Annotated in this window: 15 protein-coding genes; 3 read left to right on the top strand and 12 right to left on the bottom strand. The window is 62.9% G+C overall.

The window, feature by feature from the left end:
- Positions 1-410 precede the first annotated feature (410 nt).
- The 3 genes from Y703_RS0109455 to mobC are packed head-to-tail and all read right to left on the bottom strand — an operon-like array spanning position 411 to position 3,238.
- Complete coding sequence (locus tag Y703_RS0109455) at positions 411-1,208, bottom strand: hypothetical protein (RefSeq protein ID WP_026552496.1); 798 nt, start codon at positions 1,206-1,208, stop codon at positions 411-413.
- A 23-nt stretch (positions 1,209-1,231) separates the two neighbouring features.
- Entirely contained in the window at positions 1,232-2,845 is a 1,614-nt protein-coding gene (locus tag Y703_RS0109450; RefSeq protein WP_026552495.1) for a relaxase/mobilization nuclease domain-containing protein, read from the bottom strand.
- A complete protein-coding gene (mobC, locus tag Y703_RS19135) occupies positions 2,846-3,238 on the bottom strand; it encodes a plasmid mobilization relaxosome protein MobC (protein WP_026552494.1) in 393 nt (130 codons plus the stop codon).
- A gap of 441 nt (positions 3,239-3,679) precedes the next feature.
- Between mobC and Y703_RS19130 the strand changes: the two genes are divergently transcribed.
- Entirely contained in the window at positions 3,680-3,874 is a 195-nt protein-coding gene (locus Y703_RS19130) for a helix-turn-helix transcriptional regulator (RefSeq protein WP_162148879.1), read from the top strand.
- 48 nt (positions 3,875-3,922) lie between these two features.
- Positions 3,923-4,231 (top strand): hypothetical protein, encoded by a 309-nt coding sequence (locus tag Y703_RS0109435; protein ID WP_026552493.1) that lies wholly within the window; start codon positions 3,923-3,925, stop codon positions 4,229-4,231.
- A 63-nt stretch (positions 4,232-4,294) separates the two neighbouring features.
- Here the strand turns inward: Y703_RS0109435 and Y703_RS19125 are convergent, their stop codons facing one another.
- From Y703_RS19125 to Y703_RS0109410, 6 genes are all read right to left on the bottom strand, one after another.
- The gene (locus Y703_RS19125) at positions 4,295-9,214 is read right to left on the bottom strand and encodes a helicase-related protein (protein ID WP_253907994.1); all 4,920 of its coding nucleotides are present in this window, start codon (positions 9,212-9,214) and stop codon (positions 4,295-4,297) included.
- A 158-nt stretch (positions 9,215-9,372) separates the two neighbouring features.
- Entirely contained in the window at positions 9,373-9,783 is a 411-nt protein-coding gene (locus tag Y703_RS22650) for a TnpV protein (RefSeq protein ID WP_081743485.1), read from the bottom strand.
- Between the two features lie 181 nt (positions 9,784-9,964).
- Positions 9,965-10,609 carry a recombinase family protein gene (locus Y703_RS19115; protein ID WP_081743482.1) on the bottom strand — a complete coding sequence of 215 codons (645 nt, stop codon included), beginning with the start codon at positions 10,607-10,609 and terminating at the stop codon, positions 9,965-9,967.
- Between the two features lie 294 nt (positions 10,610-10,903).
- Positions 10,904-11,785 (bottom strand): ABC transporter ATP-binding protein, encoded by an 882-nt coding sequence (locus Y703_RS19110; RefSeq protein WP_081743481.1) that lies wholly within the window; start codon positions 11,783-11,785, stop codon positions 10,904-10,906.
- Entirely contained in the window at positions 11,782-12,876 is a 1,095-nt protein-coding gene (locus Y703_RS0109415) for a FecCD family ABC transporter permease (RefSeq protein WP_026552492.1), read from the bottom strand. The genes Y703_RS19110 and Y703_RS0109415 overlap by 4 nt, the downstream gene beginning before the upstream one ends.
- A complete protein-coding gene (locus Y703_RS0109410) occupies positions 12,873-13,865 on the bottom strand; it encodes a FecCD family ABC transporter permease (protein ID WP_026552491.1) in 993 nt (330 codons plus the stop codon). Before Y703_RS0109410 ends, Y703_RS0109415 begins: the two co-directional genes overlap by 4 nt.
- Before the next feature lie 221 nt (positions 13,866-14,086).
- Between Y703_RS0109410 and Y703_RS0109405 the strand changes: the two genes are divergently transcribed.
- Entirely contained in the window at positions 14,087-15,100 is a 1,014-nt protein-coding gene (locus Y703_RS0109405; protein WP_253907993.1) for an ABC transporter substrate-binding protein, read from the top strand.
- A 752-nt stretch (positions 15,101-15,852) separates the two neighbouring features.
- Here the strand turns inward: Y703_RS0109405 and Y703_RS0109400 are convergent.
- The 3 genes from Y703_RS0109400 to Y703_RS19100 all read right to left on the bottom strand — a co-directional run.
- Entirely contained in the window at positions 15,853-16,137 is a 285-nt protein-coding gene (locus tag Y703_RS0109400; RefSeq protein WP_026552489.1) for a DUF1540 domain-containing protein, read from the bottom strand.
- A gap of 93 nt (positions 16,138-16,230) precedes the next feature.
- Positions 16,231-17,235: a siderophore-interacting protein gene (locus Y703_RS19105; RefSeq protein WP_051427465.1), complete on the bottom strand. Its 1,005-nt coding sequence runs from the start codon at positions 17,233-17,235 to the stop codon at positions 16,231-16,233.
- Between the two features lie 144 nt (positions 17,236-17,379).
- Positions 17,380-18,125 (bottom strand): HpcH/HpaI aldolase family protein (locus Y703_RS19100; RefSeq protein ID WP_035764481.1); only part of this gene is annotated, 746 nt, incomplete at its 5' end.

Here is an 18,125-nt window from a genome sequence, read left to right as displayed (position 1 = left end):
GTGGTGGACACCCACGTTATGGGCCTAGCTGAGATGCGTATCGCTCACCTGCGCTTTCGATACGTCGGTAATTCTTTTCCCTACTGATTCCTTACCTCATAGGTGGCACAGAATGCGTTCAATCACGAAAATAGTTGTCACCTTACTCATCACAGCAGCCGTGGTAACACTCGCGGGATGGTTAGGCGGACCCGGAGCGGGAGCCGTCGCACTTGCGACAATCGCTGTGTGGCTCGGAGCATTTTATGGCGCGGGCTGGGGAGGAGATCAAGCCGCAAAAACTGAAGAGTACCGTCAAGAATGGCTGTCCAAACGAAAATCCTCTCCCAGGGATACTCCGACCACACCTAGCCCAGGAGAAGGCGAACGGTAACGAGCCCTTCTCTGCCGCGTGTTGGCCTGCGGGTCCGTTACCGGGAGATCTCGGCTTGTATCTTCTGCCCTGTGGCCTTGGTGCGCTTAGCTACCTTGGACTTACCGGGTTTGCCGGCAATGGCTTCCGTGGGTGGGGTCGCCTGGTCACGGTCTGCGAGGATGCGGGCGCTGATCGTTTCAGCGTCCGCATTGCCCTCCAGCGATGATGCGAAAGCCTGGCGGCGTTCTTCACTGTCATAGAGCGGCTCGGCTTCCTTCGCTGCGGCGTTCTCCCATTCGACCTCTGCGGCCCGGTTCCGGTCCTCCCTGCCTGCGACTCCCATCACTATGCCTGCTTCGACGCCGTCGCGGTCCCCGGCACTGCGTTGCCGGTCAGCTTCGGCCCGGTCCCGTTCGACCTGGTCCCGTTCGGCCTGGGCTAGTGCTTCGCTGACTGCCTTGTCGCTGGCCCCGGGGTTGTCTACGTCAACACCGTAGCGTTGGCTTACTTCGCGGCGGATACGCTCAGCGGCTTCCTGAGCTGTGGGGTCGAACTGTTTCCACGCCGTGGCCGTCTCGTGGACGCGTTCAATGTCCTGCGGGCGTGCCTGGTCCCACCACCGATCATCTGCCGTGGGTGCGAGTGCCGTGGGTGCGAGCTGCGCCCGTGCTGCGCCGCGCTGGGCCTCGTAGCGGGCCTGGAGTTCCTTGGCGCGCTGTTCCTCGACTGCTTGCTGTTGGCGTAGCGACTGCTCACGCATCCGGGCGAACTGTTCCCCCAGCCTTCCAGCTACGGCTACTCCGGTGCGCGAGAGTCCTCCTATTGCTTCTTCAACGCCGTCTGATTCGCTCATTGCCTTATCTCCCCTTGATCTGGTTATCGTTCGATGCCACGTTCAGGTTTCGGTGTTATCAGCGTGGACTTGCGCGCCGGTTCGATCTTCGGCGGAACCACGGAACCATCTCTCACCGGTGCTCCATGATCGCGGGCCGCTAAGGCCACGGCCAAGGCAGTTTCAGCATCCACGGCCGGCCCCTGAACCAGCCCTGACGTTGTCTGCGCGGCGGTCGCCTGTACCGTGGTGGCCTGTACGGTGGCTGCTGGCTTTTGGTGCAGCGCCCCAGCCACGGTCCTCAACCGCTCCTGAACAACGGTGTTGATCTGCTGTGCAGCTCGCACGTCCCCGGCGGCTTTGTGCATGTCGTGGATCGACTTCGCCAGGTTAGCCAACTGAACCAACATCAACGCCTGGGCCGCGCTCTGATTGCCGCTCGTCGCCGTTAGCAGGATCCTCGCTGCACCCATCGCTGACGGTCCTACCGTGCGCTGCGGGCGTACTGGGTACTGACGTAGCTGGGCTGTCTTCGAAAGTCTTTCAGCGGTCGCGGCCAGCGCTCCCGGTGCCGCCTCGACACTGTTAGACCATGCCGCGAACGCACCAGAGGTTTCGCGGGCAACGTGGGCCCACGTCGCGTGATCCTCAACCGGCACGGAGGCCAGGGACTTGTTCAAGTCGGACAGTTCATCGCTGTAGCGCTGCCACATCTGCGGATCTGGATCGTTGAGCTCCCGGCCCGCGTTCACCACGCGCCGACCACGGCTAGCCGCTGACCATTCCTGTACCGCTTCCCCTGCGGCCTGCGGGCTGTCCTGCCACGAGCTGCGCAACTTCGGCAGAGTTAAGTCACTAGCTAGGCGTGTGCCGCTGTACCAAATAGGGCGCTGACCATTCAACGGTCGTTCTGCCACCCGGTAGCCGGTAATCACGTCATCACGTCCAGCGGCGAACCGGGGACGGATCAACGCGCCCGTGCGGCGCATCCGACGCACAAACTCTGCCTCGTCCTGGGACGCTACGGCGCAGCCTCTCACCTTCCTTGCCAGTGAGGTTCGTTCCGGCTCCGCGAACCCGCGCCGTTGGGAGGCCTCACGTTCTCCGGGCTTGATTCCCCTGGAGACGTGAATACCTTTGATCTGCTCTAGACCGTGGGTTTTCTCCAGCGTGCGGCAGGCTTGCTGGGACTTAAGGAAATCATTGTGAGGACTCCACTTAGTGCCGTCCTCGCGGACCATCGACGCTGCGATATGTACGTGATCGTTTCCGGCGGTGCTGTGCCCGTGGCGTACCACTACCCACGACGCGGGGGTTTTCCCGCTGGCCTCGGTGAATCCCATATCGTCCATGAAGTCGTGAGCAATCTCTGACCACTTCTCGTCCGACAAGTCGCCTTCCTCAGCTCGCAGACTGAGTGAACAGTGCCAGACGTGACCGCCGGGAACCTCGACGCCGAGAACGCGTTTAGCCTGGTCCAGCTCGTGCCCAATTGCTACGGCTGCATCACGGTTCAATTCAGCATCAGAGTGCCAGGCCATGATCGGCGCGGAACCGGCCACTAGGTGCGGCTCGGCGTGCTCATTGGCCCGTCCTGGTCCAGCCAGGTAAACCATCAGACCAGTCATCCGATCGCCACGGGAAACGTTAGGAATCATCTACCGGTCCAACTCGTCCACTAGCTCATACATGCGATCAGCTACCCGCCGCACAGCAGCGACAGCAGCGACAGCGTCCTTCGGGAACTCATCTCCTGCATTGGCGTGCCGGGCAATCTGGTTGACGTTGTTGGAAACGGTGGCAAGCAACCGGCGGGCCTGCATCAACTCAATGGCCAAAGCTCGACGTTCCACCAATGATTCTGAGTTTTCCGCATACAGAGCGGCGCTGACCATGATCTCAGAAGCGGTCCGGTTGGTACGTTCCTCCAACACCAGCAGCGCGGCGCGCTCCTGCTCCGACATTGACACTCGCACGTACTGGGTCCGCCCGGAAATGTTGGCGCGACGGCGGCGACCGAAACGACGGGGAGAACTCTGCTCTTCCGTCACGATCCCACCGCCTTTCAATTGCCCAGCGCAGCGCCCCCGAAACTCGGGGCTTCACACCTCCAGTGTGACCGATCCTCGATGCACTGTCGAGGAACGTCTCCAGTTATGGCACATAACTGTATAGCTTGCTCCTTCTGCGTCTCTATCTGCTCTCAGCTTCAGTGCGTTCCCGGTTGGGATGTGAAGGTCTTTCGGAGCGCTTCGCGTCTGCGATTCATTGACCGGCTGCGCCGTTCCGTTTCGGCTGGTGAATGTACTGACCGCCCTTCTCTTGGCAAGTCTCCACCAGCGGCTTTCGCGGCATATCCTCACTCGCAAGCTCCCTTGCGGTATTCCACGGTCCCCCGGTTCCAACTTGCCAATTCACTTCGCAGCCAAGTGATGACGACGTTGCCGAAAGGAACGGTGGCAAGGATGAAAGCGGGACACCAGGTGAGCGCGATGATGTCACCCAAGGAGGTGGCGGGGATGTACGGCGTGACAAGCAAAGAGCTTGCCCGGTGGCGTCAGACGAACCAGGGGCCGCCGTGCTTCGTGCTGGGGCGGAACACCGTGCGCTATAATTCAGGCGACGTACACGAGTGGTTCAACGACGTCGCCAACGCACACCTCCACGACTACCCAGCCGGCCAATAGGACGCATCATCCGTGACGATCTCCCAGCGCGGCGATAAGGTGGCATGTATGGCTACCGTCGACCTTGAAACCACCAAAGACCAAGCACGTAAACTCCTCGACTCGCGCATCGAGTCCGTCACTGAGTTGGTCCTCGCGCGCAAGCATGTGGACGAGCTGCGCGAGCAGCTCGCTGCCGCTGAACGCGAAGACAAGAAGGCTTACGTCCGGGCCACGAAAGATGGCTGGAGCGAGGACGAGCTGAAGAAGCTTGGTTTAGAGGCCGGCGGTATGGCGAAGCGCCGATCACGACGAAACGCCACCGAGTCAAACACTGCAACGGAACCTGCCAGGGACACCCTCGCGACTGACTCGTAGCGGACGAGAAAGGGATGGTTCCTACCGTGGGTAGGAACCATCCCTTTGTTGTCTCACAGGGCGCTAGAGTTCCATCCCATTGTCCCGGTCGCGGTGGACATCTGAAGTGTGATCGCTCCCGCGCGTACGGTGTGTTCGATCAGATGCTTTGCCCGGTTGCGGAGGCTTAGGAAAGCTCAAGCGCATGTGTCGCTTCAACTCCTCCAGGTCCGGCGTGAGCGACGTCTGCGCTGCGTCCTCTCCACGCATCTCACGACCGATTCGTTCGACGTCCCACCGGGCGGCCTCCAGCGCCTCTGTGTGTTTGAACGGTTGGTTGAGCGCGGTTGTTGCGTCCCGGTATTCCTGGCGGGCTTCTTCGAGCTGACGCTCACGCTTGACCACCTCATCCGGCAGTCTCGTGACTTGATTCTCCAGCCGCTGGATGACACCGACTGTGGGGAAGAGTGCGTCGGTGCGTTTCAGCTCAACGGCTACTCCTGGGGCTCCTTCGATCTGCAGCTCCACGCGGGACGCTCCCATGTCGACCATGTTGGCCTGGCCCTGCACGAACCGGACATCGTGGCCGCCGATGGACGCCATCACTCCGAGGTCTTTCGAGCCGTTGATGGATGGGCGGCCGGCGGCATTCCTATCCGCCCATGTACGTAGTGCCTCCACCGCGTCGGGGCGCTTGTCGAAGGTGCGGCCATCGACGGTCATGCGGAACGTATTTCCACCCACCTCGGGTGTTGTCCGATCGACTGCTTCCTTCAGTGCCGGCAGTTCAGCTACGAGTGCGCGGCCGCGAGTGAGGGAGCTGCCCTTGCGGCGCGTGAGCGCTGCCTGGTTGCGATGCCACGCCCGCTCCAACCTCTCCAGTCGAGACTTCTCCTGATCAGCTTTCGACTTCTCCAGGATCAGCGGATTGCCGCTGGAAATGGCTTTGACCTCCGCAAAGGACAGGGTGCTGTCCCCCACGTCCTCAATCTCTCGGACGTCGAGTCGGCCGCGCATGATCTGGTCGATGAACTTGCTCTTGCGCTCCAGCGTCTGCCACATGAAGGTGTCGAACGATCCCTTGGTGACGACCTGCGAGATGGCGACTTCGGGGTTCTGGTTGCCTTGTCGGATGATGCGCCCGTGACGCTGGGACACATCCGCCGGTCGCCACGGTGCGTCGAGGTCGACCAGGTGCACGGCGCGGGCTTGGATGTTCGTGCCGACGCCCATCTTCTGTGTTGACCCGATCAGCACGGCGACGTCGCCTGTACGGCAGGCCGCGAACAGCCGGCCCTTCTCAGCGTCGCTCTTCGCCTCGTGCATGAAGCGGACCTTCTGCTCGGGCACACCAAGCTTCACGAGGTCATCGCGCAGCTGCCCGTACACGTTCCAGTTGTCCGAGGGCGTGCCGAGGTCGCAGAACACGATCTGCAGGGCACCGGGTGTTGGGTGCGGGTCCCCGGTCTCCGGGTCGTTGTAAAAGCGGTCCTTGTTCTCCTCGTAAACCCTGGCCAGCAGGTCAGCGGTCGCGCTGATCTTCGTCTCCCCGATCAGGACATCAATGTCCGGATCGACCAGCCGCATGTCCAGGGCGGCCTTCCGACCATCGGTAGAGATTTTCAGCATGTTGTCCTCGGTCGGATCGACAAGTCGTTGCTGAATCTTCTCCGCCCGCTCCGCGATGTCCGCAATGTACGCCTCGAGCTCGATGGTCGGCTCGACAGCGATCATGCGTGGCAGGCGTCTGCCGTCCTCGCGCTCCTCAACGTCCGGCACGGGCAACTGCAGATCCTCGGCGGTCTTCACGTCCGCGAACGTGTGGAACATCTTCAGCAGCTCGGGCACGTTCTGGAACTTCGAGAAGCGCTCCTTCATTTTGAAGCTCTCACCGCCGGCCACGGTCATTTCCATCTCGGTCACCACCTGGCCGAAGGTCGCCGCCCACGTATCGAAGTCGTGGATGCCTGCCTGCTCCAGTAGGTCCGGGCGCAGGTAGCGCTGCATGACGTACATCTCGGTGACGCTGTTGGCGATCGGCGTCGCAGTCGCGCCCGTGATCACACGGTCACCGTGAACGCTGCGCAGGTACTCCACCTTGGAGTGAAGGTCCGTGGCACGGTCGGACCCGTCGATCGCGGCGTCCTGGATGTTCGACGCTGTTTCGAGGTTCTTAAAGTCGTGCAGCTCGTCCACGATCAGGTAGTCAATGCCGGTCTGCTCGAACGTCAAGCCCGCGTCCACGGGGTGTTCGAGAAGGCGCTTTGTTTTCTCCTCTTGGGCCTGCATCCGATTCTCTAGTTTCTTGACGCTCATCGGCCGCCCACCGCTCGCGATGGCGCGTTCCTTTGCGGCAAGGAGGTCCTGCCGCATGCGGTCTACCTCGCGGTTGCGGTAGGCGACTTCAGATTCGGTGGAGAGGGGGATGCGCTCGAACGCGGTGCGGGTCATGATGACCGCGTCCCAGTCGTTAGCGGCCGCGCGGGCGACGAACTCCCGGCGCTTGTCGCCGGCCAGGTCTTTCGAGGATGCTGCGAGGATCTGCGCCTGCGGGTAGATCTGCAGCCACTCGCGGGCGAACTGGTCGAGCATGTGATTGGGTACGACGATCGCTGGCTTCCGGGCCATTCCGAGGCGGCGCAGCTCCATGGAACCCATCACCATCTCAGCGGTCTTCCCTGCCCCGACTTCGTGGAAGAGACCCACGGAAGGCTCGGAAATCATGCGTGCCACCGCAGCGCGTTGGTGCGGGCGCGGGGTGAAGTTCTTGACCAGCCCGGGCAACGTGAGGCGTTCGCCTTCGACGGTGTAGTCGCGCAGCACGAGGGAGTTGAACCGCCGGTTGTACTCGTCGGTCAGGGCGACGGCACGGTCGGCGTCTTCCCACACCCACTCCCCGAACCGGTCCTGCATCAGCTGGGCCTTCTCCTGCGCAGCGGCCGTTTCTGTCGGGTTGAGGATGCGCCGCTGGCTCTGGGGATCAGGGTCGGGATCGGTGACCTGAACCCGCTTCTGTTCAAGCAGGTCCTTGAAAATTTCACCGGCAGGCATGCGCTCCGTGCCCCAGTCGTTGCGGACCGTGAAGCTGTGCCTGTTGGCCTGCACGTCCCAGTTGGCTCCGGTCACCCGGTCCACGCGCGCCTGTCGGTCACGGGTGATGTGCTGCAGGAACTCCTGGTGCACCTCAGCCGAGATCCAGATGGACCCAATCCGGGCCTCGATTTCATCCGCACCTAGCGGCAGGGGTAGGGCGACCCTCAGGTCTTGAACGTTGCGCGTGTACCGCTCGTCTTCTGTGGCTGCCTCAATGGCACGGTCGAGTTTTTCCCTGATGTTACCGCTAAGGTATTCGGCGCGAGTCTCCACGACGCCCGGTTCGCCGGGGATGTCGTAGACCAGCTCGCCCAGTGCCTGCCGTGCAGCGTCGGGCTCGACGCCGAGCAGTCGGGCGACTTCAGTAAGGTCAACTTCGCCTGCGTTATCGAGGGTGACGGCTAGTGCCTCAGCGGGTGTGTCGACGCCACGAATCGGCTGGCGAGGCTGCACCTGGCGCTCCCGCTGCAAGGCTGAGGGAGTAGCTATCTGGGTGCCCTCATCGAAGTTCTCCAGCGCCTTTACCAGCGCACCGAACGGATCACCTTTCAGCAGCGCGACGGCCTTCGGCGTCAGCCGGGCCATAATGTCTTCGCCTGCATCATTGAACTTGCCGGTCCGGCGTTCGGTAAACCGGTTGATCGGCCCATAGGTGCCGACATACCCCTGGTAGGTGCTTCGGAGCTCCTGACGAGCAGCGCCCAGTTCCGGGGTGTCCTCCACGTTGCTCGCCTCAAGCATAAGAACCGAGCGTCCAGCGTCGCGCAGGTCCAGAAGCGACCTCAGTTCACCGGCCTGCGTCCTAGGGACACTCAGCGAAACCACCACGCCGTCGAGTCCAACCTGGGTGAACGTGCCATCGGGAGCGGCCGCGATGTGTCCTACCTGCAGGTCACTGCCTGCCGGGACGATGGCAGCGGACTCGATGACCTGCCCCTCCTGGCGCTCCGCTACTCCTCTGCCGGCGTCGACGGCGACCTGGGCGATGTCCTGCAGCTGGTCGTGCAGCTGCTCCGGAACGGAGCGTAGGTCCTCACTGCGGACGGTGAGGGTCGCAGAGCCATACATGCCATGACCCACCACAGGCTCACCCAGCACGCGCTCGGGATTCTCGATGAAATAGGCGTTCATGCGTGCGGCGTCCTGCTCAGCGTCATCGCCTACGGAGATGGCGCGCGATTCCAGCCACTGCGGGCTGAGCGGTTCCTCACCTGGGAGCCGCTTACGGAAGATCAGGACGTCGGTCAGCGCATCGGTGCCGGCGGCGCGGCGGTGCGCCCCGGTTGGCAACCGGACGGCACCGAGCAGGTCCGCCGTGTCGTAGATTTCGTGGCGTGCCGCCGGGTTCTGCGCGTCCAACGTGAACGCCGAGGAGATAACACCCACAACACCACCGGGCCGGGTGAAGTCCAGCGACTTGATGATGAAGTGGTTGTGCATCGAGTGATTGCCCGCGTTGTGCCGCGGGTCGTGCAGCCTGGTCCTGGCGAACGGGACGTTACCCACCATGGCGTCGAAGTAGCCGGCGGGAAGCCGGGTATCAGCGAAGGACTCGGCACGAATGTCAGCGTCAGGGTAGAGCGCCTGGGAGATGCCGGCGGTGATCGGGTCAAGTTCTACCCCGGTCATGGTTGCCGTCTCGGGTGCGAGGCCAATGAAGGTTCCGGCACCAGACCCTGGTTCCAGGACGCGACCGCCGTCGAAACCAAGCGTGTTCAGGGTCTGCCAGATCTCCGAGGCGAGGGAGGGGTCTGTGTAGTGGGCGTTGATGACGGTCCGGTTCGCGGCCCGGTACTCGTCCTCGCTCAGCAACTCGCGGAGCTCAACCCGGTCGGCCTCGTACTCGGCACGGCTCTCATCGAAGACCTCGGCTACGCCAGTGGCCCCCCAACTCCCCCACCGTGCCAGCACAGTGCGTTCTGCTGCGGTGGCCGCGCGGTCCTGGTCCTGCAGCTCGCGCAGGACGCGCAGCGCAGCGACATTCGCCTGGAAGCGCGCTCGAGCACCTGACGGGGCCAGATCAGCCTGCCTCGCTGGAATGAAACGGGAGTGCGCTTCAATCGCAGAAGTTACGGCTTCTGGTTGTACTGATCCATCTCGATTTCCCGGTACGCGCCCAGCAACTCCCTCTGAAGTCTCGACTCCTCGCGGAACGACTCCCGAAGCTCCCTCCGCTGCCGATCGACCTCGTCCTCCTCCGTCTCCTCGTCGCCCTCCGTCTCCATCTCGTCCGGTGTCAGCATCTCGGCTCGGACTATCTCCTCGGCCTGATTCTGCGAGGCCGTCAAGCGTCCGTACTTCTCCAGGAACGTCTCGGTCATCGAGTCCGGGCCCGCTATCTGCCGTGTCAGCTCCTCGACGCTCTGCGCTGCTTCCTCCCCCAGTTGTCGGAACCACTCGTCCGGGTCCGGGATCAGGGCGTACTGCTTCGGCGCGGTCATCTTCCACGTCTCCTGCGCGAACTTGCCGTACTTGTTCATCACGAACCTCCTCTGATGGTGCGAAAAGAAATGCATCGAGACTTGCCTGACCATCAATCTGGTTGCGCTTGCGCGATCGCGCCATCGGACGTCCCCCTGGTGCCGGTAGAAATACTTCTCCCACCGTACCCAGCACCCGAACCCTGTCTGGGAAGGATCCACATAACTGCTCCTCAGTCCACTAATGACCACTCGGTTGTCGCTTGTACCCAGCACCCGCAAGACCATCAGTGCGCAGCGCGCGAATGATCGTCGACCGATGTACTTTGAACTTCTTCGCAATCGACTCGACCGTCTGCTTTTCCTGGTCCCGGAGTCTGCGGGCCTCAACGACGTCGTGCGGTTGCAGCCGCGGCGGCCGGCCACCCTTTCCCGCGGCGACAGCGAGGCCGGCCTTTGTCCGCTCCCGGATAAGCTCACGCTCCATCTCCGCGACGCTCGCGATGATGTTGAACATCAGCCGCCCCGAGGCGGTCGTCGTGTCGATGCCCTCGGACAGAGACCGGAACATGACGCCGCGTTCATGCAGGGCGTCCAGCAGGTCCACGAGCCCGCGCACTGTGCGACCGAGGCGGTCAAGTTTGGTCACCACGAGTGTGTTGCCAGGCTGCAACGCGCGTAGGCACACCTCCAGCTGCGGGCGGGGCATCGTCGCACCAGACTTCCCATGGTCGGCGTAGATGTCATAGCAGCCAGCGTCGACTAACTGTTGGCGCTGAGCCTCAAGGTTCTGATCAACCGTTGATACTCGCGCGTACCCGAGCATCACACCCTCAGGCACCAACCTCGGCTCCTCGACGCCCTCCAGGCGTTCCGGTCGATCCATGTCGTCCTCCCCCAGTCCCGAGGGTCACAGAATCCATCTCACCTCGCGTTATGACAATACACGTTTCGCACTTGATTTGTGATCCAAGCGGACGGCGTTTTCGCATGTCTGTGTGTCATTTCAGAAGTCGTCTGCACGGAATGTCCATAGTCCTCTGCACTCGTTCAGGATGCGGGTATGGACGTCATCTCAGTTCCTTGAAAGTGGAAACTGCGGACTGGGTTGGCCGGGCTCGGTCGGGTTTGGAATGCCGGGGGCCGCTGTTAGGAGAGTCCTCCGGTGCCGGACTGCCGGTCAATATCCTGCCATTTCTGTTTCTAGCACCGGGGTCGTCGTCCCTGACGTTCCGAGGGGGATGACGTGGGGTCGTCCTTGGGTTGGTTCGGTCACGACATGGGCATTCAGACCAAAGATTTCCTTCAGCTGTTGGACCGTGACGACGTCGTGTGGTGTTCCTGCTGCCACGATGGCGCCGTCCTTCATGGCAACGATGTGGTCTGAGTAGCGGGCGGCGAGGGAAATGTCGTGAAGGACCATGACGACGGTGCGGCGGTGTGTGTGGTTAAGTCGTTGCACCACTTCCAGGACGTCTACCTGGTGGGCCAGGTCGAGGTAGGTGGTGGGCTCATCGAGCAGGATTATTTCGGTTTCCTGGGCCAGAGTCATGGAGATCCAGGCGCGTTGCTGCTGGCCGCCGGAGAGGTCATCAAGCGGGGTGTCGGCGAGGTCTGAAATGTTGGTGGCTTGTAGGGCGTCCGTGATGGCGGTGTGGTCGGGGACGGAGAACTGTTGGTACCACTTTTGCCGGGGGTGCCGGCCCCTGGAGACCAGATCAGCGACGGTGAGCCCGGACGGCGCCGTCGGTGCCTGCGGCAGAACGCTGAGCTGGGTCGCGATGTGGCGGGTGGATTGGGTGGTCAACGGTATTCCGTCGAGTGTCACCTGCCCTGCCCGGGGAGTGAGTAGCCGGCCAAGGCCGCGCAGCAGCGTGGACTTGCCGCACCCGTTCGGTCCGATGATGGAGGTGATCTTCCCGTCGGGAATGGCCAGGGAAAGGTTCTGGATAATATCCGCCCCGTCATAGCCAAGGCTAAGGCTTTCCGCCCTCAACCGGGCCTCCACTGGAGGGCGGGTATCGGTGTGCGTCACGGGAATCGCAGTGGCCCGGGGTTTCATGTGAGTCTCCGCTGGGATTTGAGGATCAGATAAATCAAGAATGGTGCGCCGATGATGGCAGTGGCCACGCCGGCAGGCAGCGGGGTGTTTAGGGCGTTGGCTGAAACGGTGTCTGCTACCAGTACAAAGACGGCTCCGGTCAGGGCGGAGACAACGATGGGGGGTACAACGGATCCGGCCAGAAGCCGGGCAATCTGGGGGCTGGCTAAGGCAACGAATGCCAAGGGGCCTGCGACGACGGTAGCGGTGGAGGCCAGCAGCACAGCGATGCTTAGCGCAACCAGCCGCACGACGCCGACGCGGGCCCCGAGCCCGATGGCGGTGTCCTCGCCCAGGCTGGTCAACAGCAGCCATTTACCGCACAGGACAGCGGCGGCGAGAAGGGCGACGGCGATGACTGCCATGGGCTGTACCAGCGCCCAGTCTTTGCCGTTGAGTGAGCCCATGATCCAGGTCAGGGCCTGCGCGGCGCTGGTGACATCGCCCAGGGTCAGGATCCAGGTGGTGATACTGGCAGCGAATCCGGAGATTCCCAGGCCCACCAGGACCAGGCGGAAGCTGTCGATGCCGTTCCGGTACGCGAGCAGGTAAACCGCCGTACCGCTGATGAGTCCCGCGGTGAACGCCGCGGCAGGCATTCCCACCGTCGCGGCCGCACCGCTCAGGCCTGCATAGCCACCGCCGCCGATGACCAGGACCGCCACAGCTCCCAATGACGCACCAGAGGTCACCCCGAGGACATCCGGGCTGGCGAGCGGATTGCGTGCCACGGTTTGGGTGATGGCTCCGGCCGCGCCCAGGCAGGTACCGACGATGACCGCGGCCACTGCCCGGGGTGCCCTGAACTCGGTGACCGCCAGATAGGTCCGGGAATCGGTGGTATCTCCTAACAGGGCGCGCAGTACTTCCAGGTAAGCGATGGCGGTTCCACCGAAGGCAACATGGAGGGCGGCGAAACCGGCCACAGCCAGCACCAGCACTCCTGTCACTGCCAGAGCGCGCGGGTCCACCCGTAGGGAGACCGGCCCGGCACGCAAGACCCGGATGGAACGAAACGGCTGTTCCTGACGGAGCGCTGCGTCGGTGGTCATAACGTCACCAGCCTGCGGCGCCGTGCAAGGTAAACGAAGAACGGTGCGCCGATGACGGCAAGTACCACGCCCACGGAAAGCTCTCCGGGCCGGGCAATGACCCGGCCAGCGGTGTCAGCGAGCAACAGCAAAGCGGCCCCTGCCACGGGTGAGACCATGATCAACCAACGGTAGTCAGCACCGACCAGCGCCCGGGCAAGATGCGGGACCAACAACCCCGCGAAAGCAATCGGTCCGGCCATCGTGACAGCGGAACCGGCCAGCAAGGTAATCGCCGCGATACCCGTAGCGCGGGCAGTAAACACGGAAATCCCCAACGACGTGGCAGTGTCCTCACCGAGGGCCAACGCGTTCAGTGCCCCGGTGTTGAGAACAGCCAGAATGAGACCGACAAGAATGAACGGCCAGATGACCGGCAATGCTTCACTGCGTCCAGCCAGGGAGCCGACCTGCCAAAAACGCAACGTGTCCAGCGCCGCCTCGTTAAGCAACACGATCCCAGACACCACTCCCGAGCACAGGGCCGTCACCGCGGCGCCGGCCAGCACGAGGGTGACCGGGGTGGCTCCATGCCGGGCGGCAGAGCCGATCAGGAAGACCGCGATACTGGCCAGCAGCGCTCCGGCGAAAGCCAACAACGCCTGGGCCAGGGGCGGAACCTGACCGGCAACCGCAATGGCGGCCACGATGGCCAGGGCCGCACCCTGATTGATGCCCAACAACCCCGGGTCGGCGATGGGGTTGCGGGTGTGTCCCTGAACGAGGGTCCCCGCCAGCCCCAGACAGACACCGGCAACCGCGGCCATGAGCGTGCGCGGCCAGCGCAACTCACGGATTGTGACATCCATGGTCGTACCCGTTGGCCCAAAAACAGCGTGCCACGCCTCCGCCACCGAGGACGGCTGACCACCAATGCAAAGACTCAGAACCACTGCCGCCAGCAGCACCAGCAAGGCGAAGAGCAGCGATGCTGCCGGGGGTAGGCGCACGGCTTGTTGTGTACGACCTTCCCCGGGCTTCCTTTCCTGCGGCGGGGCTGCATCCGCGGCGAGGACAGAACCAGAGCCCATGACCTTCACCGATACCCCTTTGCTAAATACGTCATGCCCGTATGTTGTATTTCCTGACTGCTGCTACAGTCTACGACAGGTAAGGCTTACCTAACCCATTACGCGCACTGACGCGCCTGGCCCCATTGAAAGCAGTTCTCGTGAAAATTCATCTCCTCAAGCCACTCTGGGCAGCCGCGGCAGGCGCCGCACTACTGGGCACCGCTGCGTGCGGCGCTCCCGCAGCCACCAACGACACAACCTCCGCCGCCTCAACCTCCGCTGAGGCCGGGACCTATCCGCTGACGATGGAACACATCATGGGTTCCACCACCATCGAGGAACGACCGCAGCGGGTCGTCGCATTGGACTCGAGCTACATCGATGCCGCGTTGTTACTTGAAGCGGACCTGGTCGGGTACGTCCAGTACCGTCAGGACCCAAATGATCCTTTCGCCCCGTACCTTGGGGAGGTTGATGAAGTGACCAAAGATTCCGTGAATGTGGGCACCCTCGCAGAACCTAACCTGGAACAGATTCTGGAACTGGAACCGGATCTGATTGTTTCGGCGAAAGTCCGCCATGAAGCCCTCTACCCACAGCTGTCGAAAATCGCACCCACAATTTTCTCCGACAGCACCGGTCCGACGTGGAAGGAAAACGTCGTCTTCCTAGGCGAAGCCCTGGGCAAGAAGGAAAAGGCCGAGGAATTGGTCACTGCCTATGAGCAACGGGCTAAGGCGGTCGGAGAGGAAATTTTGGCCACCAAGCCCGATGCCACCTACTCGCTGATTCGCTTCGCCGGTGAAGACACCGCGCGCCTTTACTCTTCCGACTCCTTCATCGGCGAAATCATGGCCGATATGGGCATTCCGCGTCCTGAAGATGCACCGGATACTACAGAATCGATTTTCGTTCCGCTCTCCGCTGAGCAAATCCTTGAAGGCGATGCCGGACTGATTATGGTCAGTGCTTTCACCCCCGAAGGCCCTGAAGGCGACGCTGCCCGCGCCCAACAGGAGAAGTTCGAATCGAATCCTTTGTGGGAGCGTCTTGAAGGAGACGTCCTCCCGGTCGATGATGCGACGTTCCTCGCGTCCGTCAGCATCCAGGGAGCCCACGCTGTCATCACCGACCTTGCCAACCACTACGGCGTGGATCCCCACCTGCCGTAGACACAACAAGAGGCAGCAGCCACATTCGGGAACCACAACATCCCGTGGCTGCTGCCTTCGCCATACGATCATCATCAGGACCCAGGAATGTTCGCAAATCTCTACCCCGGCACCCACAATGATGTGGACATCCCCGGCCTGGCGGCGTACCGGCTCGTCCATGGCCTGCTGTCCAGCAGAACGAACGGTGAGGGCTCTCCCTTAGGTGCGCCAGCCGCATCCCGAAGCTCCTCCATCGGGATGCGGAGCACCACGAAGAAGGCCTTGAAGATAGTCTCGCTCGGGTTCCCCGCGCAGGTACTTCGAGATGGATGTGTTGGAAACCTTCACACCCTTGGATTCCGCGATTGCTCGGATACGCCGCGCGGACAATTACTCGGTGTTGGAGTCATTGAGCAGATTAGAGAGGCGGCTCACCGCTCCATGTCCTCACCGCGGCTCTTTCGCTCCTGCGGGGGCCAGCGGTTAGGAGGCTGTGGCGAGCCCGACTGGCGTCCTCGTGGTGGTAGGACATTGCGCGCGTGATGGGGAAATTCAGCACGCATTCGTCGACGGTGAGCTTGTAGCTCCGGGTCGAGAGTGGGCTGTGGGTTCTCCTCACCGTTCATCGTCCTGGTAATTCGTTGGACGCCACTTCGCCGCTTCCAAACAACGCCGCAAGCAACCTGAGATGCAGCTCCCGACCGTCGAAGAGGTGCTCCGGGCGGTGGCCTGCTGCAGGTCTCGCCTGTGTCGCAGAGCTTTTCGCCGGCCTACCTGCGTGAGTAGGTGAGGCAGTCGGCGTTGTCAGCTCCCGGGCCGACGTGGACCTCGGATGCCTGGCACATTAGGTGGTCGTTGTGCACGCATTCGGAGCGCTGGCATGCCCCGACGTCGGCCAGGACTTTGGGCAGGCCTCCGTGGGTCCCGGTGTCAATGAAGGTGGCGCAGGATGCATGGTCTTCCGTGCCGCCGACTGTGATCGCTGCGGCGTTACATGCGGAGTGGTCGTTGAAGGAACAATTGCTTACGCTGCAGTCTGCGACGTGCGTTGTCATGGGATCCTCCGTGGTTCGGCTGCCCGGGACGGGCCGCTTCTTCTGTCCACGGTAGGCCTGTCCGGGCTGATCAAAAAGACCCAGTTGTGTGCCCTAATTGCCCCACGCTACAGCGTTGGCGTTATCGACGGGGCTGACCGTCGCCCCGGTGGCACCTCGGAACCCGGGATGGAGGTTCCCGGCGTTCGGGGTGCCATTGGTTCCGGAGCCGGATTTACCAAGGCTCCAGTACGCTCTGAATTCAGATTGTCTGGGGTCCAGTCCGAGCTGATTCACAAGGTATCGGCGCAGGCTCTTCACGGTGCCTGCTTCGCCGGCTACCCACGCATACATGGCGTGTGTGTTTTCCTGTGTGGCTGTGTTTACCTGGCGTTTCGCCCGCACGGCCCCGTACAGCAGCTCACCGCGGAGCGCGCCTGTGGGATGTCGTGCCAGCCAGCTGATCTGGACTCCCGAGTCGGTGCTGATGTTTTGAAAGTCGCTGCCGTCGGGGACTTCCAGGAACGCATGGCCGGTGACATGGGCCGGCAGGGCTTCGAGGATGGAGCTGATCGCCGGAACTGCGGTTTCATCGCCGGCCAGAAGGATCTGCCGGGCCCCTTGGGGGTTCCACCTTATACCTGTTTCGCTCAGTCCGGTGGCAGCGGTGATGGCTTCGGCGTCGGGGCCGATGATGACCGCGCCGGTGCCGGGTGCGGCCGCCCGGGCCCAGTCCGAGGCCGGGGCGCCGTGGCCGTCGGCGGCGGGGTGGATGACGAAATCTACGTCCAGCTCCCGGCAATGGGCGGTGGCGCGGAGAGCGCGGACGGTGTAGCTGCGTATCCAGCCGCGTCCCGGCTGTTCTTTCTGGAGCCAGTTCCGGTACCAGCCCTCGCGCAGCTGTCCGTCCGGTGGGCCTGGCCGGGACAGGGTCTGTCCGGGAACGGACAGCAGCATCTTAATCCTCAGGTCAAGTGTCGGCCCCGGGACCCCGAACCGGTCCAGCGCCGGGCCGGTGAAGGTGATGCGGCGGAAATGCGGGGTCAGGTCCTGGACGCGGCGGACGATGACGTCGAACACGCGGACCGGGTGAGCGGGGGTAAGTGCGGCGGCGTACATGGATCTGCTTCCTTTTTCGGCGGTTCGGCCGGTGTGAAAAGACGGTGCGTTTTGAAGGGACTGTACGGCGGGCTGTAGTAGGAGGAGTTTGCCGGAGCAGGCAGCTGTCAACAACAATGCACCGGGCCCGCCCCGAGTATTGGGTCAGGGCCTGGGCTGCAAGGAAGCATTCCGGAGCCCATCCAGGTGCCTGCGGAGGGCTCCGGCTGCGAGGTCGCGCTCCTCCCCGAGGATGAAGGCCGAGACGCCCGCCTGCCGCCAGCTGTCATGTGACTCCGGCGTGCGGGAAATCGGGCAGAACGGAACGCCGTGTTCCACGCACGCGGCGTGCAGGCTGTCCAGGGCGTCAAGAACAACCGGATGGCGCGTTTGCCAGGGCAGACCATAGGACTGGGATAGGTCTGCGGGGCCTGGGATGATGAGGTCCACACCCCCGCCGGCAAGGATCCCGTCGATGGCGTCGACCCCGGCCGCGTCCTCGATGAGGGGTATGACCATGATCTCCTCATTGGCACGGGCAATGTACTCTGCGGGGTCGATGAGACCGAAGCCGGAAACGCGGCCGACTGCCAGCGACCGCTTACCCTCGGGGTGGTAACGGGCGGCCTGGATGGCGGCGTCGACGTCAGCTCGGCTCTCCACGTGCGGGACGACGACGCCCATGGCGCCCGCATCGAGCGCCCGGAGCGTGGCTGAGTGATCAGCAGGTGCTATGCGGACCAGAGGTGTAAGGCCAACCGCTTCCGCCGCGCGGATCAAGTTCTCCAGCTCCTGCGGGTCCACGAGGGAATGCTCGCAGTCAAGAACCACGAAGTCGTAACCCGCGCAGCCAATCATTTCGACCAGCGCCGGTGAGGGGATGGCACAGAAGAGGCCGTAGACAGGCTCGC

It is taken from the genome of Arthrobacter sp. H20 (assembly GCF_000520515.1).
Taxonomy (GTDB): Bacteria; Actinomycetota; Actinomycetes; order Actinomycetales; family Micrococcaceae; genus Arthrobacter_D.
The sequence above is the reverse complement of the archived record's forward strand: the minus strand, read 5'-3'. Positions and strand labels throughout refer to the sequence as shown.

Bases quoted from the DNA above. Each gene is read 5' to 3' on its own strand.
- Y703_RS0109455 (WP_026552496.1), bottom strand. From the start codon at position 1,208: ATGAGCGAATCAGACGGCGTTGAAGAAGCAATAGGAGGACTCTCGCGC.
- Y703_RS0109450 (WP_026552495.1), bottom strand. From the start codon at position 2,845: ATGATTCCTAACGTTTCCCGTGGCGATCGGATGACTGGTCTGATGGTT.
- Y703_RS19130 (WP_162148879.1), top strand. From the start codon at position 3,680: ATGATGTCACCCAAGGAGGTGGCGGGGATGTACGGCGTGACAAGCAAA.
- Y703_RS0109435 (WP_026552493.1), top strand. From the start codon at position 3,923: ATGGCTACCGTCGACCTTGAAACCACCAAAGACCAAGCACGTAAACTC.
- Y703_RS22650 (WP_081743485.1), bottom strand. From the start codon at position 9,783: ATGAACAAGTACGGCAAGTTCGCGCAGGAGACGTGGAAGATGACCGCG.
- Y703_RS19115 (WP_081743482.1), bottom strand. From the start codon at position 10,609: ATGGATCGACCGGAACGCCTGGAGGGCGTCGAGGAGCCGAGGTTGGTG.
- Y703_RS19110 (WP_081743481.1), bottom strand. From the start codon at position 11,785: ATGAAACCCCGGGCCACTGCGATTCCCGTGACGCACACCGATACCCGC.
- Y703_RS0109415 (WP_026552492.1), bottom strand. From the start codon at position 12,876: ATGACCACCGACGCAGCGCTCCGTCAGGAACAGCCGTTTCGTTCCATC.
- Y703_RS0109400 (WP_026552489.1), bottom strand. From the start codon at position 16,137: ATGACAACGCACGTCGCAGACTGCAGCGTAAGCAATTGTTCCTTCAAC.
- Y703_RS19105 (WP_051427465.1), bottom strand. From the start codon at position 17,235: ATGTACGCCGCCGCACTTACCCCCGCTCACCCGGTCCGCGTGTTCGAC.